General features: G+C 73.2%; 17 protein-coding genes. 8 read left to right on the top strand and 9 right to left on the bottom strand.

Annotation, left to right across the window (positions count from 1 at the left end; all coding sequences use genetic code 11):
• Positions 1-27 precede the first annotated feature (27 nt).
• Together AB0G10_RS14390 and AB0G10_RS14385 are read left to right on the top strand one after the other, a co-directional pair.
• Positions 28-834: a hypothetical protein gene (locus tag AB0G10_RS14390; RefSeq protein WP_360920156.1), complete on the top strand. Its 807-nt coding sequence runs from the start codon at positions 28-30 to the stop codon at positions 832-834.
• A 210-nt stretch (positions 835-1,044) separates the two neighbouring features.
• Positions 1,045-1,458 carry a TrmH family RNA methyltransferase gene (locus AB0G10_RS14385; protein ID WP_360920153.1) on the top strand — a complete coding sequence of 138 codons (414 nt, stop codon included), beginning with the start codon at positions 1,045-1,047 and terminating at the stop codon, positions 1,456-1,458.
• Between the two features lie 3 nt (positions 1,459-1,461).
• Here the strand turns inward: AB0G10_RS14385 and AB0G10_RS14380 are convergent, their stop codons facing one another.
• Positions 1,462-1,941 carry a GNAT family N-acetyltransferase gene (locus tag AB0G10_RS14380; RefSeq protein ID WP_360920150.1) on the bottom strand — a complete coding sequence of 160 codons (480 nt, stop codon included), beginning with the start codon at positions 1,939-1,941 and terminating at the stop codon, positions 1,462-1,464.
• Positions 1,942-2,025: 84 nt separating this feature from the next.
• On the opposite strand from AB0G10_RS14380, the gene AB0G10_RS14375 reads away from it, so the two are divergent.
• Positions 2,026-2,751 carry a hypothetical protein gene (locus tag AB0G10_RS14375; protein WP_360920147.1) on the top strand — a complete coding sequence of 242 codons (726 nt, stop codon included), beginning with the start codon at positions 2,026-2,028 and terminating at the stop codon, positions 2,749-2,751.
• A gap of 414 nt (positions 2,752-3,165) precedes the next feature.
• The gene (locus AB0G10_RS14370; protein WP_360920144.1) at positions 3,166-3,675 is read left to right on the top strand and encodes a DUF4265 domain-containing protein; all 510 of its coding nucleotides are present in this window, start codon (positions 3,166-3,168) and stop codon (positions 3,673-3,675) included.
• Here AB0G10_RS14370 and AB0G10_RS14365 read toward each other — a convergent pair whose 3' ends face one another.
• Complete coding sequence (locus tag AB0G10_RS14365; RefSeq protein ID WP_360920141.1) at positions 3,676-4,320, bottom strand: response regulator transcription factor; 645 nt, start codon at positions 4,318-4,320, stop codon at positions 3,676-3,678. It abuts the gene before it with no gap.
• Positions 4,317-5,345 (bottom strand): histidine kinase, encoded by a 1,029-nt coding sequence (locus AB0G10_RS14360; protein ID WP_360920138.1) that lies wholly within the window; start codon positions 5,343-5,345, stop codon positions 4,317-4,319. Before AB0G10_RS14360 ends, AB0G10_RS14365 begins: the two co-directional genes overlap by 4 nt.
• Before the next feature lie 161 nt (positions 5,346-5,506).
• Here AB0G10_RS14360 and AB0G10_RS14355 point away from each other — a divergent pair, with 161 nt between their 5' ends.
• Positions 5,507-6,592 carry an NYN domain-containing protein gene (locus AB0G10_RS14355; protein WP_360920135.1) on the top strand — a complete coding sequence of 362 codons (1,086 nt, stop codon included), beginning with the start codon at positions 5,507-5,509 and terminating at the stop codon, positions 6,590-6,592.
• Positions 6,593-6,692: 100 nt separating this feature from the next.
• On the opposite strand, the gene AB0G10_RS14350 is transcribed toward AB0G10_RS14355, so the two are convergent.
• Positions 6,693-8,165: an MFS transporter gene (locus AB0G10_RS14350; protein WP_360920132.1), complete on the bottom strand. Its 1,473-nt coding sequence runs from the start codon at positions 8,163-8,165 to the stop codon at positions 6,693-6,695.
• A gap of 158 nt (positions 8,166-8,323) precedes the next feature.
• Between AB0G10_RS14350 and AB0G10_RS14345 the strand changes: the two genes are divergently transcribed.
• Complete coding sequence (locus AB0G10_RS14345; RefSeq protein ID WP_360920129.1) at positions 8,324-9,088, top strand: maleylpyruvate isomerase family mycothiol-dependent enzyme; 765 nt, start codon at positions 8,324-8,326, stop codon at positions 9,086-9,088.
• A gap of 11 nt (positions 9,089-9,099) precedes the next feature.
• On the opposite strand, the gene AB0G10_RS14340 is transcribed toward AB0G10_RS14345, so the two are convergent.
• Positions 9,100-10,080 (bottom strand): alpha/beta hydrolase, encoded by a 981-nt coding sequence (locus AB0G10_RS14340; protein WP_360920126.1) that lies wholly within the window; start codon positions 10,078-10,080, stop codon positions 9,100-9,102.
• A gap of 30 nt (positions 10,081-10,110) precedes the next feature.
• On the opposite strand from AB0G10_RS14340, the gene AB0G10_RS14335 reads away from it, so the two are divergent.
• Together AB0G10_RS14335 and AB0G10_RS14330 are read left to right on the top strand one after the other, a co-directional pair.
• A complete protein-coding gene (locus AB0G10_RS14335) occupies positions 10,111-10,689 on the top strand; it encodes a GNAT family N-acetyltransferase (RefSeq protein WP_360920124.1) in 579 nt (192 codons plus the stop codon).
• A complete protein-coding gene (locus AB0G10_RS14330; protein WP_360920121.1) occupies positions 10,686-11,450 on the top strand; it encodes a PaaX family transcriptional regulator in 765 nt (254 codons plus the stop codon). The genes AB0G10_RS14335 and AB0G10_RS14330 overlap by 4 nt, the downstream gene beginning before the upstream one ends.
• 606 nt (positions 11,451-12,056) lie before the next feature.
• Here AB0G10_RS14330 and AB0G10_RS14325 read toward each other — a convergent pair.
• The 4 genes from AB0G10_RS14325 to AB0G10_RS14310 form a co-directional block, all read right to left on the bottom strand.
• Positions 12,057-12,740: a DNA-3-methyladenine glycosylase 2 family protein gene (locus AB0G10_RS14325; RefSeq protein WP_360920118.1), complete on the bottom strand. Its 684-nt coding sequence runs from the start codon at positions 12,738-12,740 to the stop codon at positions 12,057-12,059.
• Complete coding sequence (locus AB0G10_RS14320) at positions 12,737-12,895, bottom strand: hypothetical protein (protein WP_360920115.1); 159 nt, start codon at positions 12,893-12,895, stop codon at positions 12,737-12,739. Before AB0G10_RS14320 ends, AB0G10_RS14325 begins: the two co-directional genes overlap by 4 nt.
• Before the next feature lie 56 nt (positions 12,896-12,951).
• The gene (locus tag AB0G10_RS14315) at positions 12,952-13,416 is read right to left on the bottom strand and encodes an SRPBCC family protein (RefSeq protein WP_360920112.1); all 465 of its coding nucleotides are present in this window, start codon (positions 13,414-13,416) and stop codon (positions 12,952-12,954) included.
• An 88-nt stretch (positions 13,417-13,504) separates the two neighbouring features.
• Positions 13,505-14,779 (bottom strand): hypothetical protein, encoded by a 1,275-nt coding sequence (locus AB0G10_RS14310; protein ID WP_360920750.1) that lies wholly within the window; start codon positions 14,777-14,779, stop codon positions 13,505-13,507.
• Between the last annotated feature and the right edge of the window lie 192 nt (positions 14,780-14,971).

Below are 14,971 nucleotides of genomic sequence, written 5' to 3'. Positions count from 1 at the left end.
CGTACATCTCGCGGAACCATCGCAGGCGTGATCCTGCTGGCCCTCGCGATCTCCGGCTGCGACTCCGGCGACGGCGACGGCGACCCGGACGCCGCCGCCTGCGAGCTTGCCACGCCACCGGCGGCCGGGGCGGCGCCGGACACCACCGCCGTGAAGGTCGCCGAACAGGGATACACCGTGGTGAAGGCCGACTTCGCGCGCAACGCCACCTCGTTCGCGCGGGTGAGCATCGGGGCGGTGCTGGAGAACACCGGCGATCAGGTCGCCTACCGTACCCGTGTGGTCTTCGACGCCCTGGACGCGTCCGGCACCTCCGTCGTCTCCGGCGAGCAGGCGAAATACAAGATGATCGAGGTTCCGCTGCTGGCGCCCGGCGAGAAGGCGGCGATCGGGGACACCCTGGTCGTGGACGAGAAGGCGACCGTCGACACCGTCACGATCGAGCCCGCCGTCACCGGCTGGCTGCCGCCCGGAGACGCCGCCGACGGCCTCGCCCCGATCCCGGCCACCGTCTCCCCGGACGGCAGCGGCCGCGAACCGGACGGCTCGGCGCTCGTCGCGTTCACCACGGAGAGCCCGAACTGCACCGACCTGCTGTCCCGCGGCATCACCTTCGCCTGGCGCGACACGGCCGGCAAGCTCGTCGGCGGCAACATCGACGGGCAGACCAAGCAGAGCGCCTGCCAGGTCGGCGGCACCACCTCGCCGATCACCGCGATGTCGCAGAAGAACACCGTCCCGGAGACAGCCGACGTCACGAAGACGCAGGTGAGCGCCCTGTGCGACCTGACCAGGGGACCCGGGGTGGTCAAAGAGGGCGAGCCGATCAACTGACGGTCCGGTATCCTGGCCGCCGAACACCTCGACGATGGCCCGCGTGCGCCGCGAAGCACGCTCTCACATGACTCCTGACTGCCGGAGCGGCTCTCCCCTCGTACGGTGAAAGCCTCGATCCGAACCCGGAAACCCACCGAGATCCGGGCAACACGTCGTCCTCGCCGGCACCGATGCTGGGGACATCTCGTCGCGGCGCCGCTGTGGCCGATGCACGGCGCCAACCTCGGCACGCTGTTGCGCACCTGCGACGCCGTCGGGGCCTGCCTCGCGGTGCCGCCGTTCGGATGGGTGGACGAGGCGCTCGCCCGCGGCAACACGCTGCGGCAACCCGCCTGCGTGCACCGGATCCGCAGCCCGCTCGACTGGCTCGCCGGGGAACGCCGCGCCGGCACCGTGATCGTCGGCGTCGAACTGGCCGACGAAGCGATCCGGCTCGCCGACCTGCCCGCCGCCCGGCGCCGGACCGTCATGGTGCTCGGCCACGAGGCCACCGGCATCCCGGACGAGGCGCTCGACCTGCTGGACAGCGCCGTGGAGATCCCGATGGTGGGCACCGGGTCGAGCCTCAACGTCGCGGTCGCCGGGTCACTCGTGCTGTACCGGCTCGCCGGCCTGCTCTGACCGTTACGGGACCTCCTTGAGGTAGCGCCGGCACGGCACCGTCACGGAGCCGCCGGCGTGGGCGGCCTCATAGCCGAAACCACCGTCGTCGACCCAGCCGCGGCGTTCGTAGAAGCGGCGGGCCCGCGCGTTGCCGGGAATTACGGCCAGCCACGCCGTCGGGTGCCCGGCGTCGGCGACCTGGCGCTCCGCCGCGGCGAGCAGGATGCCGGCGACGCCGCTGCCACGATGGCCGGCGTCGACGTAGACCTGCTCCACCTCGTCGCCGACGACCATGACGAACCCGGCGACCCGGCCGCCGACCTCGGCCACGGTCGTCTGAGCGATGCGTTCCGTGGTTCGAGCCTTGAAAGTCTCGGGGGTACGCAGGGCGGCCAGCTCGGCGGGCACGTGGCCGAGATGACCGTCGCGCCACCCCGCCTCCCAGATCACCGCGATCGCGTCGGCGTCGTGCTCGGTGGCGGGGCGCAGTTCGACGGGCATCGCCCGACCGTACCCCGATGAACCACTGCGACGATGCCGGCGTAGATCCCGATAGGTGGTTCGGTCTCACGAAGGCGGAGGCGCATGCACCCGTACCCTGATCCGCCCCTCGGATGGCCGAAGCCGCGCCGGTCCGCCGTCCGCGTGCTCGCCTCGGTCTTTCTCGGCCTGGTCAGCGTCCTCCTCGCCGTGGCAGTGCCGGCCGGTGATTTCGCGGAAGCTTCCGGGTACGGCCTGACGGCCGTCGTCGCCGGGCACGTCGCCGCCATCGGCATCACGGGTCTGTGGCGCCCCCGCCCCGCCGGAAACGGTCACGTCACCGGCGTCACCGACCAGGGAGAGAAGGGCCGTGCCTTCTCGTACGCCCGGCTGCCCTACTACCTGCTGACCGTCACGCTGGCCGGGACCGTCCTCCTGGCCGCCCGCCCGCCGGCGATCGTGGCCTTCCCGTTCGCCGTCTTCCTCGGCTGGTTTCTCGTCGTCCTGCTGCGCCTGGCGCCCGGCACGCTCGTGCTGACCCCCACCGGGATCTACCACCGTTCCCTGGTCCTCGAGCACTTCCTTCCCTGGGACGCGGTCGTCGACGTCCAGGCCCGCGACGCCTCCGACCCCTGGATCACCGTGAAGGCGCTGCCTGCTGCCGGCACCCGCGTGCGCCGCCACACCGGCCGCCTCCAGGCGTTCGAGGGCCAGGCCCTGCCGTTCCTGGTGGTGCCAAGTTCCTGGCTCGGCGCGAACGCGGTGCCGGCCTACCAGGCGACCAGGTTCTACTTCGACCATCCCGAGTGGAGGGCCGAGCTCGCATCGTGAGCTGCGGCGTCTACGCGGACTCCTCTTCAGCTGCGTCAGGCTCAGCCAGTACACCCACTCCGGATTCTGGTCACTGCTCTTCTGCGCCGCGTCGTCGGTGTCGACGGTGCCGAGCGCCCGTTCGGCGGCAGGGAGAAGGAGACAACACGGCCATGAGCATGGATCAAGAGCCCATCGCGCTCATGGGCATCCGGGAGATCGGGGCCCGGCTGGGTGGCATCAGCCGGCAGCGCGCCCATGTCCTGAGCAGACGGGCCACCTTCCCGGCGCCGGTTGCCGACCTGGTTCAGGGCAGGATCTGGCTGGCTGCGGATGTGGAGCAGTGGATCGCCACCTACCGTCCCGGCCCGCGTGACCGGAGACCGTGGGCGGGGGAGCACCGACGTCCGAACCCTGGTCGGGCATGCTGGCGCCGTGAATGAGGTGGAATCGGGGAACGGCCCGGACCGGCGGCTCGTGAAGGTCGTGTTCGTGCTGGACCAGGATGCGGACGGCTGGCCGCCGGTGGGCCGGGAAGGGCTGTGGGCGGCGCCGGTCACGGCGGACACGGTCCGGCTGGAGAACACCCCGTGGTTCGTGCGGAACGCGGCCAGCGGTGATCTGTTCCGGGTACGCCGGGATGAGGACGGTCAGTGGACGGCCGGCGAGCGGCTGGAGTGGTCGGGACACTGCACGATCCGGATCATCCCGTTCGCGGAGGGGGCGCTCGGTGGGTCGCGGCAGCGGGTGCTCGACCTGTTCACGCCGCTCGGGGTCGAGGGTGAGGGCCTTCAGCAGTTCGGGTTGGTGGCGCTCGACGTGCCGCCCGGCGCCGATCTGGCGGCGGTGAAGCGGCTGCTGCGCGACGGTTCCCGGGACGGCTGGTGGGACTACGAGGAGGGGTGCGTGGGCGAGGCCTGGCTGGAGGCGGAGCCGCAGGATTGATCAGAAGGCGTGCGGGTCGGCCAGGCCGGTGCGCCAGGCCCAGGCGGCGATGCCGACGCGGTTGCCGAGTTCGAGTTTCGCCTGGATGTTGGCGATGTGGGTCTTCGCGGTGCCGGCCGAGATGAACAGGGCGGCGCCGATCTGGGCGTTGGTCAGGCCGCGCGCCACCAGTCGTACGATCTCGGTCTCTCTCGGGGTGAGAGGGTTGTGAATCGGGGGCCGGTCGGGCTTCGCCATGGCGCGCAGCATGCGGACCGTGATCTGCGGGCTGATCAGGGCGTCGCCGGCCATCGCCGCCCGGACGCCCTCGACCAGCAGCGCCGGGCCGGAGCGTTTGAGCAGGAAGCCGCTGGCGCCGTGGCGCAGTGCCGCGTCGACGTACTCGTCGAGGTCGAAGGTGGTCACCACGATCACCCGCAGGCCGTCCTCGGTGAGCCGGCGGGTCAGTTCGAGCCCGTCGACGCCGGGCATCCGGATGTCGGTGAGCACGACGTCCGGCCGCAGCGTGCGGGCCAGCGCCAGGGCCGTGGTGCCGTCGGCGGCCTCGCCCGCCACCGTGATGTCCGGCTGCGAGTCCAGGACAAGGCGAAACCCGCTGCGTACGTCGGGATGGTCGTCGGCGAGCAGCACCCGGGTCGGGTTCATGCCGGCGCCCCGGGGATCACGGCGACGACTTCCCAGCCATCGCCGCACGGTCCGGCCGCGAGGGTGCCGCCCCGGGCGGCGACCTGCTCGCGCAGCCCGGACAGCCCGTGCCCGCCCTCGCCGCCGGGGCGCTGCCGGGCCGTCACCGGCCCGGTGTCGTTGCGGACCCGCACCTCGACCCGGGTGGCGTCGCCAATCACCGACACGTCGACCCGGCGGGCGGCCGGGGCGTGCCGGCGCACGTTCGTGAGCGCCTCGACCACGACCCGATAGGCCACGGCGGCACTGTCCCGGGGCACCTCCCCGAGCCGGTCGTCCTGCACGAGCCGGTCGTCTCGCCCGAGCCGGTCGCCCTGCGAGAGCCGAACGTCGAGGCGGACGTCGAGCCGGCCCGCCGCACGGAACCGGTCGACCAGGCCGGGCAGCCCGTCGAGGGTGGGCAGGGGCCGCACCGTGCCGGCGTCGGGCTCGTGCAGCATGCCGACCATCCGGTCCATCGTCTCCAGCGCGGCCAGGCCCGCCGCCTCGATCCGCTCCAGCGCCGGCCCGGCCGCCTCGGGCCGGCTGCCGGCGACGAACCGGGCCGCCTGGGCCTGCGCCACGATCCCGCTGATGTCGTGGGCCACGAAGTCGTGCAGGTCGCGGGCCACCTGCAGGCGCTGGGCGCGGCGGGCCTCCGCGACGGCCGCGGCCCGCCGGTGCAGCATCAGGCGCGGGTAGCCGCCGACGACGAGCGCGGCCACGGCGGGTGTCGTCCAGAACGCCGCCGCGGCGACCCGCTGGGCCGCGGGCATGCCGCCGGTGAACGACCAGACGATCAGCGCCATCGCCGCGGCGGCCGATCCGGCGGCCGGCGCGATCTGCCGGCGCGGCGCCCAGCGCACCGCGGCCGCGGCGAGGACTGCCAGCACGGTGACGACCAGCATGAACAGGTACGGCGGGCCGTCCATGTCGACCAGGAACGCCGCACCGAGCGCGGCGGCGCCGGCCGCCATGCTGATCCAGCCGAGGTCCCGTCGCGTCATGCCCCGATCGTAGGCGGGCATCGCCGTACGCCGATCGGTGGAGGACGCGGCGGCCGGCCCGCCACACCTCGCCGTTTCGGCAGATGGCCGCGCCGGGCGGTCCGCATCGAGGCTGAGGGGGACGCGGCGCACCTGCGCCGCATGTCGTACGGGGGAGTGCCATGTCTCGATGGGTCTGGCGGCGCTGGCCGTCCTGGGTGGGATACGCGGCGGCCGGCTGGTCGCTGATGTACGCGATGCTCGGTCTGTACTGGACGGCCGGCGGCGACGGGTTCCCGTTCGCGCCGATCGCCGACGACCGCCGGTCGGGTTCGATCCTGGAGGGCACCGAGGCGGCGACCGGGGCGCCGATCATGGCGGTGCTCGGCCTGGCCGCGGCCGGTGTAGCGCTGACGATGGCCCGGGGCGCGGGCTCCCGCCGCACGGCCACCGCCATGATCACGTTCGGCTGGCTCACGGCGGCCGCCCTCACGCTGATCATCCCGGACTACACCCTGATCGCCGTGGTCGCCTTCGCTCCGCTGCTGATGGTGTTCGCGGTGACCGGGGTGCCCGGGCCGCAGGACGGCATCGGCGACATCCTGTACTGGCACCGGATCAACCTGATCATCCTGTTCGCCGGTGGCCTGCTGTGGGCCGCGGCCACCCTGGCGTACCAGCGCCGGCGGAGGGAGCGGTGCGAGCACTGCGGTCGCCGGCACGGTCCGGGCGGCGACGGGCCGTCCCGGCGGACGCTGCTGCACTGGGGTCGGTGGGCCGTCGTGGTCGCGTGCCTCGCGCCGCTGCCCTACGAGATCACCCGGCTGGCCTGGTACGTCGGGTACCCGCTCGGGATCGACCGGGACTTCCTCACGATGATGCGGGAGACGCCCGGCATGCTCGAGATCGGGCTGGGATTGGCCGTCGCGTCGGTGGCCGGCGGCGTGCTCACGCACGGCCTGGTCAGCCGGTGGGGCGAGGTCTATCCGCGATGGATCCGGTGGAGGGCGGGCCGGCCGGTGCCGCCGGCCCTCGCCGTCGTCCCGGCGTCCCTGGTCGCGGTGGTGCTGATCCCGGCCGGGCTGATGATGCTGTGGGATCCGGCGGTCGGCGACGGGTGGGGGTTGCGCCTGGTCAGCGTGCCGTGGGTGCTCTGGGGTGTGGCGCTCGGCGTCGCCACCGTGACCTATCACCTACGCCGGCGCGGTGCTTGCCGGCACTGCGGGCGGGGTGTGCCCGCGGCCCGGATGGCGACGGCCGGGACCTGAGCCGACTGTCGGCTCCGGTCCCGGCCGGTGGGTTCGGACGCTCATCTTCGTACGCCGAATCAAGCGCAGGCGGAACGCCTGGCCGGACCCGACGCGGGTGTCAGGAGTGGGCGCGATGTGGCAGGTGCAGCTCGATCGGCTCGGGCGGCAGATCGTCGACGCCCGCGGCGACCGACTGCTCGTGGCGGCGGCGGGCGGACGGCACGGCGAGGGCCGCGACGATGGCGAGGACGGCGATGCCGGAGCAGGTCCAGAAGGCGATCGTGAACGCGTCGTCGGTGGGGATGCCCTGCGGGCTCACCTTGGCGCTGATGATCGCCGCGATGACGGCGGTGCCGATGCTGCTGCCGATGGTGCGGGCGATGGCGTTGACGCTGGTGGCCTGGCCGGTCTGGGTGGCCGGGACGGCCTCGATGATGGCGTTGGACATGGCCGCGAAGGAGAGGCCGATGCCGGCGCCGGTCAGCGAGCCGGAGAGCAGCAGGTGCCAGATCTGGTCGTGGGCGATGGCCGGGATGGCGAAGGCGACGGTGACCAGGCCGGCGCCGAGGACCATGGGCAGCTTCGGGCCGAACCTGCGGACCAGGACGCCGGCGACGACGCCGAACAGGATCAGGCCGATGACCGTGGGCAGCAGGTAGAGGCCGATCTGGGAGACCGGCTTGCCGAAGCCGTAGCCGAGCGCCGGCGGCAGCTGCAGCAGCATCGGGATGACCAGGAAGGCGCCGAACATCGCGAAGCCCATGACCAGGGCGACCAGGTCGGTGGCCCAGACGGCGCGGTTGCGCATGAGCCGCATGTCGACCAGCGCCTCGGTGACCCGCAGCTCGATCAGGACGAAGGCGAGCAGGCCGACGACGCCGAGCGCGAGCAGGCCGATCGTCTTGGCGTCGCCCCAGCCCCAGGCCTGGCCCTTGCTGATGCCCATGAGCAGCGCCACCAGGGTGACCGACAGGACGATCGCGCCGAGCCAGTCGAGCTTGCCGGGCGTGCGGACCGGCGACTCCTTCATCCCGAAGACGGCGCCGAACAGCGCGATCACGACGAGCGCGAGGGGCAGCCAGAACAGCCAGTGCCAGGAGAGGTGCTCGACGATCGGGCCGGCCGCGACGATGCCGATGCCGGCGCCGATGCCGCTGATCGCGGAGAGCACGGCGACCGTGGTGGGCACCCGCTTGCGGGGCAGCTCGTCGCGGACCATGCCGAGCGAGAGCGGCAGGATCGCGCCGGAGGCGCCCTGCAGGACGCGGGCCACGATGAGCACGGTCAGGTTGGTGGCGAGCGCGGCCACCAGGGTGCCGGCGGCCAGCGCGGCGAGCACGCCGATGAGCACCTTGCGCTTGCCGACCATGTCGCCGAGGCGGCCGAGGATCGGGGTGAGCACCGAGGCGGACAGCAGGTACGCGGTGACGACCCAGCTGGTGTCGGCGGTGCTGGCGCCGAGTTCGTGGCCGATCGTGGAGAGCGCCGGCGAGACGAGCGACTGCAGGCAGGCGAACGCGAGGCCGCCGAGCGCGAGGTAGAGCACGAGCAGGCCGCCGCCGGCCGGGCGCTCGTTGGTCGTTTGGGTCATGGTGTCCCCGCTGTGAGATGTAAACGTTCGCTTACTAGTAAAGGGGCAGGTCGCGACATAAGTCAACAATTGCTTACGTCACATCAGCGGGAAGTGAACGCGCGGTCACCGGAGTTAATCCGCTGTCGCCCGTCGATGCGTGGTGATACAAACCCACGGTGGAGAAGACCTTGGAGTACGCCGACCTGCTGCGCCTGATGGACGACCGGGCGACCGCCTTCCAGGCCGTCGTCGCCGCGGCGCCCAGCCTCGACGTGCGGGTGCCGACCTGCCCGGAGTGGACGCTCCTCGACCTGGTGCAGCACCTGGTGGAGGGCCGCTACCGGTGGGCCGCCACGGTCGCCGCCGGACCGGCCGAGGGCCCCGCCGCAGTGACCGTGCCGGAGGTCCCCCAGGATCGCGGGGACGTGCCGGCCTGGTTCGCCGCGTCGGTGCGGGAGCTGCTGGACGCGCTGCGCGAGGCCGGACCCGACCGCGAATGCTGGACGTGGTGGGGCGCGTCGCAGTCGCCGCGGACCAGCGGCGCCGTCGCCCGGCACCAGCTCCAGCAGCTCGCCGTGCACACCTACGACGCCCAGGTCGCGGTGGGCGCCCCGCAGCCGCTCCCCGCCGAGGTGGCGCTCGACGGGGTCGACGAGTTCCTGACCACCTGCTGCGCCACGACGGGCGCGTGGCCGCACAAGCCGGCGATCGTCGACTACCACGCCACCGAGGGCCGTTCCTGGCGGGTGTGGCTCTCCGCCGACGGCGCCCGCGTCGCCCGCCACCCGGGCGAGGGCTCGGAGCCGGCCGGCGTCGCGGCCTGGGGCACCGCCGACGAGCTGGTCAAGTTCTTCTACGGCCGGATCACGGCGGAGCAGCTGCGGGTCGAGGGCGATCCGGGCATCTTCGACCAGCTCATCGCCTGGGAGCCGGAGGTCTAGGGCGCTAAAGATCAAGAGCCTTCTCGGGTACGAGGGGACAGCCGCTCCAGGAACGTGCGGTACTCGTCGAGCACCCCGCCGGCGAGGAGCGCCCTCGGCCACAGCACCGCGGTGCCGAACCCGGCCACCGCGGAGTCCTCCATGACCGGCCGGGCCATCGAGTGCGCGGCGTCGAACCGGGCGATGCGCACGTCGTCGCCGAGGATGCGGCGGTAGGTGGCGGCCGTCTCGGTGACGTCCACGTTGCGGTCGTGGTCGCCGAGCATGAGCAGCACCGGGAGGTGCCGCCCGCGTGAGGCCTCCAGGTCGGCCGTGGCGTCGGAGCGGAAGTTGAGCTTCACGAACTCCCAGCGGGCGGCGTCCATCGGCGCGGGGTCGCCGGACGTGGCGCGATAGGTCGCGTAGTCGGCGTCGTCGGCGAGCAGCCGCCGCGTCCGGTCGCTGATCGCGATGGCCCGCTCCCGCTCCTCGTCGCTCGCCTCGCTCAGGCCTTCGAGCAGGTGGAATCGTCCCTGCCGCAGCCAGTTGATCGCCGGGCTGACCGCGACGATCCCGGCCAGGTCGTCGCGGGCCGCCGCGATCTTCGGCAGCACCCAGCCGGCCTGGCTGGCGCCCCACAGCACGACGGCGCCGGTGGGCACGCCGGCCCGCCCGCGCGCCCAGTCGATCGCCGCGCCGGCTTCCCGGGCCCGGTCGTCCATGGTCTGCGCGAGCCAGTTCGGCGGTTTGCTCCAGGACAGCGTCGCGAACCCGGCGTCGGCGGCGGCCTCGAACCACGGCCGGTAGAGCCCGTCGTGGGTCGCCTCCACCGGCCCGTCGCCGTGCACCATGACCACCAGCCCCGCCGCCTCGCCGTCCCGGGGCCGGACCAGCACCGCGTCGAGGTCGCCGACGCTCACCCGCTCCTCGGAGATCCGGTAGTCGTTGCCGGCCACCGCCACGCCCGTCACCATCACGACCGCCACGATCGCGCAAACTATCGCTCTGTTCACGTCCGTAGCGTAGGTGATAGTTTCAACTTCATGATCGGGCTGGGATTCACCACCGCCGAACGACCGCGCGTCGGCGCGCTGTACTGGGCGGCGTTCCGCCGCAAGCTGCGCGCCGGCTTCCCCGACGACGCGAGCGGTCAGGCTTTCGTGACCGGGGTGCTGCGCGCCGACCGGATGCTCGTCGCCCGGGTCGGCGGTGAGGTCGCCGGTGTCTGTGGGTTCCACGAGGGCGGGCACGGCGCCGTCGCCTTCTCCTGGCGTGAACTGCGCGAACGGTTCGGTGTGCGTACGTCGCTGCGGGTCTCGGCAGCCCTCGCCCCACTCGGCCGCAGCGAAGCCGGCGGCGTCCTCGTCCTCGACGGCGTCTGCGTCGACGCCCGTCACCGCGGCCGAGGGATCGGGTCGGCGCTGCTCGCGGCCGCGCAGGCGCACGCCGCCACCCGCGGCGACCGGGAGGTGCAGCTGTCGGTGGTCGACACCAACCCGCGCGCCGAGGCCCTCTACCGGCGGCTCGGCTACCGGGTGGTCGGCGAGGGCTCGATGGGCGTGCTCGGCGAGCTCTACGGCTTCCGGCGCTACCGCACGATGCGCCGGCCGGTCGCGTCGTGATCGGCGTCGTCCCGGCGCCGCGTACGGTGATCGAGGCTTTTCTGCCGTTCGAGGGTGAGGTCGGGCTCGGACTCGTCTACGACACCGCCAACGCGGCCGGCGTCGGCGACCAGCCTCTGCGCCTCGCGATCCGCCGGATGGCCGCCGCCGGCGAGGTGATCCAAACCGGGCGCGGGCGCGGTGGCAGCCTCGCCCTGACCGGCCGCGGACGGGAGCGCCTGCTCCGCGACCGGCTCGGCCTGCGCCTGGCGTTCGCCCAGGACGCCGGGGAGGCGCCCTGGGACGGCTGCTGGCGGCTGCTGGCCTTCAGCGTCCAGGAGGACGAACGATCGGTACGCGACACCCTGCGCCGCCGCCTCCTCGACGCCGGGGCCGCCCCGCTCACCCCCGGCCTCTACGTCAGCCCGCACGACCTGACCGGCATGCTCGACGAGCCCGCGCAGTTGATCCGCGCGACCGCCCGCGAACTGGACGTACGCGGCGTGACCGCGCCGCTCGCCGTCGCCGAACGGTTGTGGCCGGCGGGGCCGATCGCCGGCGGGTACGCGGCCGTGGAACCGGTGATCGCCGAGCCGGCCGCCGATCCGCTGGTGCAGCAGTTGCGCCTCGCCGAAGCCCTCGAACGCGCCATCCGCGACGACCCGTTGATCCCGCTCGAGCTGCGGGACTCGCCGTGGGCGCCGGCGCGGATCCGGCGGGCGTGGCTGGCCGCCTGGAACGAGTCGTCGGACGGCCGCCTCTACCGAGGCTGGCTGGACTGACGGGATGTGGCCCGGCTGTCGCGACGTGGCCGGGGCTGCGGCGATCTTGTGAATGTATGCGGGGGCGGTGCTGCGCGGTTTCACAAGATCGGGGGTGGGGGCCGCGGTTGGCTGGACTGGCCGGGCCGGCTGTCGCGATGTGGCCTGGCTGCGGCGATCTTGTGAATGTCTGCGGGGGCGGTGCTGCGCGGTTTCACAAGGTCGCGGTTGGGGGCCGCGGTTGGCTGGACTGGCCGGGCCGGCTGTCGCGATGTGGCCTGGCTGCGGCGATCTTGTGAATGTCTGCCGGGGTGGTGCTGCATGGATTCACAAGGTCGCGGTTGGGGGCGGGGCTGGTTGGGCTGGCTGGGCCGGGTTGTCGCGATCTTGTGAGTGTCTGCGGGGGTGGTGCTGCATGGATTCACAAGGTCGCGGTTGGGGGCCGCGGCTGGCTGGACTGGCCGGGCCGGCTGTCGCGATGTGGCCTGGCTGCCGCGATCTTGTGAATGTCTGCGGGGGCGGTGCTGCACGGTTTCACAAGATCGCGGTTGGGGGCGGGGCTGGCTGCGCTGGCCGGGCCTGGCTGCGGCGATCTTGTGAATGTCTGCGGGGCGGTGCTGCGCGGATTCACAAGATCGGGGTTGGGGGTGCTGTCGGCGGCGCGGTGGCTGGTTGCGCGTTGTGGTCGGGGGAGGCTCGTTCGCCCAGGTAGTGCTGCCAGAGCAGGCGGGCGGCGACCGCTCGCCATGGGCGCCATGCCTCGGCGCGGACGACGGTGTCGGCCGGTGCGGGAGGGGTGGGCAGCCGCCACAGGTCGGCGATGGCGGTGATGACGGCCAGGTCGGCGGCGGGCCAGGCGTCGGGGCGGCCGAGCGCCGAGAGCCGGTAGATCGCCGCGGTCCAGGGGCCGATGCCGACGATCGTACGCAAGGCGGTGTCGACGCTCTCGTCGTCGAGTGTGGCCAAACCGTCCAGGTCGAGGGCGCCGTCGGCGACCGCGGTGGCGACGGCTCGGGCGTAGCGTGCCTTCTGCCTGCTCAAACCGGCCGAGCGGAGCATGCCGTCGTCGAGGCGGAGCACGTTCTCGGCGGTCAGGGTGCCGGTGAGCGCTTCGAGCCGGTGGAAGGTGGCGTGGGCCGACGCGAGCGACACCTGCTGTTCCAGCATGATGTGCAGCAGCGTCGCGAAGCCGGGTTGGCGGTCCCACAGCGGCGGGGATCCGTGCCGGCGAACCACGGCGGCGAAGCGGGGTTCGCGGCGGGTCAGTTCCGCGACGCCGGCCTCGAGGTCGGCCCCGGTCATCCGGTTCATGACGGACCGTCGCGATCGATCGTGGGTGCGGGCCGGCAGTGCGGGCACCGCCAGAACGCCGGGGCCTCGCCGCCGCGCCGGAACTCCGCGGCGGCGACGGTCTGCCCACCCAGTGCGGCGTGCGGCAGGTGGCGGATGGAGTCCCCTTCGGTCATGGCGTATCGGAAACGGCCGGGGCGGCGTCATGCCACCCCGGCCGGTCCACAGATGGTCAGGCGCCGGGGCGCTCGACGTCGCCGCGCCACGCGCCGGTCGCGCCACCGCGGTTCTCGATGAACTCCTTGAACCGCTTGGCGTCGGCCTTCACCTGGTGGCTGTCGACGCCGACGGCGCTGCCGACCTTCTCGGCGAAGCCCTCGGGCTCCCAGTCGAGCTGGATGGTCACCCGGGTCTCGGCGTCGGCGAGGCGGTGGAACGTGACGACGCCGGCGTGCTTGGTGTCGCCGCCGGTGCTCGCCCACGCGACGCGCTCGTCCGGGTGCTGCTCGGTGATCTCGGCGTCGAACTCGCGGGTCTGGCCGGCGACCTTGGTCACCCAGTGGGTGTGCGTGTCGTCGGTCTGGGTGATCGACTCGACGCCGTCCATGAACTGCGGGAAGGTCTCGAACTGAGTCCACTGATCGTACGCCGTACGGATCGGCACGTTCACGTCCACGGACTCGGTCACGGTGGTCACGATGTTCTCCTTCGTTGAGCGTGCCCGTGACGTACCCATGAGGAAAGCGCCGAAACAGGTTGCGTCGGTTTATGCGTTGATTGAGCCGTCACCATCCGGTCAGCACGAGGTGGTTGACCAGCAGCGCGGTACCGGCCTGCACCGCCAGCCAGCCGCGGCGATCGCCGGCGGGCAGCAGCGCGGCCGCGGCCGGCAGCCAGACCGCGAACGGCAGCCAGATCCGCTCCACCTCGGCCTTGCTCAACCCGGACAGGTCGGCCGCCGCCATCGCCAGGGCGGCGGCCAGGCACATCGCCACCGCGGGCCGGTGGACGCTCCGGACCCGCGCCGCGGCGCGGCGCAGGATCACCCCGGCGGCGGGTCCGGCACAGAGCGCCAGTGCGGCCAGGTTCGCCCAGATCCAGTACGGGTACGGGCGTTCGCTCGCCAGCCCCTGGTAGTAGCGCTGCTTGACCAGGTGGTAGCCGTCCCACCAGGCGAATCCGAGCGCCGTCATCGCCGCCACCACGGCGGCGCCGCCGGCCACCGCGCCGAGCAACGACCGCATCCGCGGGCGCAGGACCACCAGGATCGCGGCAGCGGGCAGGGCCAGCAGGACCAGGCCGTAGGACAGGTACGCGCAGCAGGCGAGTCCGGCGCCGCTCGCGGTGACCATCCACGGTGAGCGCCGGGACAGTCCGGCCGCCAGCAGGGCGAGCGAGGCCGCGGCCACCCCGGCGAACAGCCCGTCGGCGGAGACCGCGATCCACACCGCGCCCGGGAACAACACCAGGAACGGCAGCGCCGCCCGGGCCGCCGCCTCGTCGCCGAGCGCCCGCAGCGTGACCGCTATCGACACGGTGACCGTGCAGCCGGTCAGCACACAGGCCACGGCCGCCCAGGCGCCGCCGCCGAGCCCGGCCCGGTCCAGGCCGACGAAGACCAGCAGGGCGCCGGGCGGGTGCCCGGCCACGTGCGTCGTCCACGGGTCGGCGGTGCCGTCGAGGATGCGGGCGGTGAAGCCGCGCAGCATGGCCGCGACGTCGGTGACGCCGGGTACCTCGCTGAGGTACTCGAACCGGGTGGTCAGCCGGCCGGTCACACCGCGATGCCAGCCGTCCACCAGGGCGAGGGCGAACGCCCAGGCCACCGAGGCGGCCCAGCCGGCGAGCAGGAGCCGCCGCCACGGCAGGCGGCCGGCCAGCGCCGGCCCCCACCGGATCACGGCGGCGGCGACCGCGAGCGCGGCCGGGGTGCCCGGGCCGGCGTGCGGGAGCACGTGCCCGAACAACGGCGCCGCGGAGGCGTGCACCGAGTGTCCGGCCAGGCCCAGCAGCGCGGCGGTCAGCGCCGCCGCGGCCACGAGCGTGAGCACCAGCAGCAACGTCCACCGATCGGCCCGCGACGCCGGCCAGGACCGCGCTGCCTGCCAGGACCGCGCTGCCTGCCAGGACCGCGCTGCCTGCCAGGACCGCGCTGCCTGCCAGGACCGTGGCGCCCGCCAGGATCGTGGCGCCCGCCAGGATTTCCGGACCGGCCAGGACAGCGGCGCCGGCCGGCCGGGACTCGGGCGCCG

The sequence above is a fragment of the Actinoplanes sp. NPDC023714 genome, from assembly GCF_040639855.1.
GTDB lineage: Bacteria > Actinomycetota > Actinomycetes > Mycobacteriales > Micromonosporaceae > Actinoplanes.
Note: the sequence above shows the minus strand (reverse complement) of the source record. Positions and strands in the feature narration are given on the sequence as shown.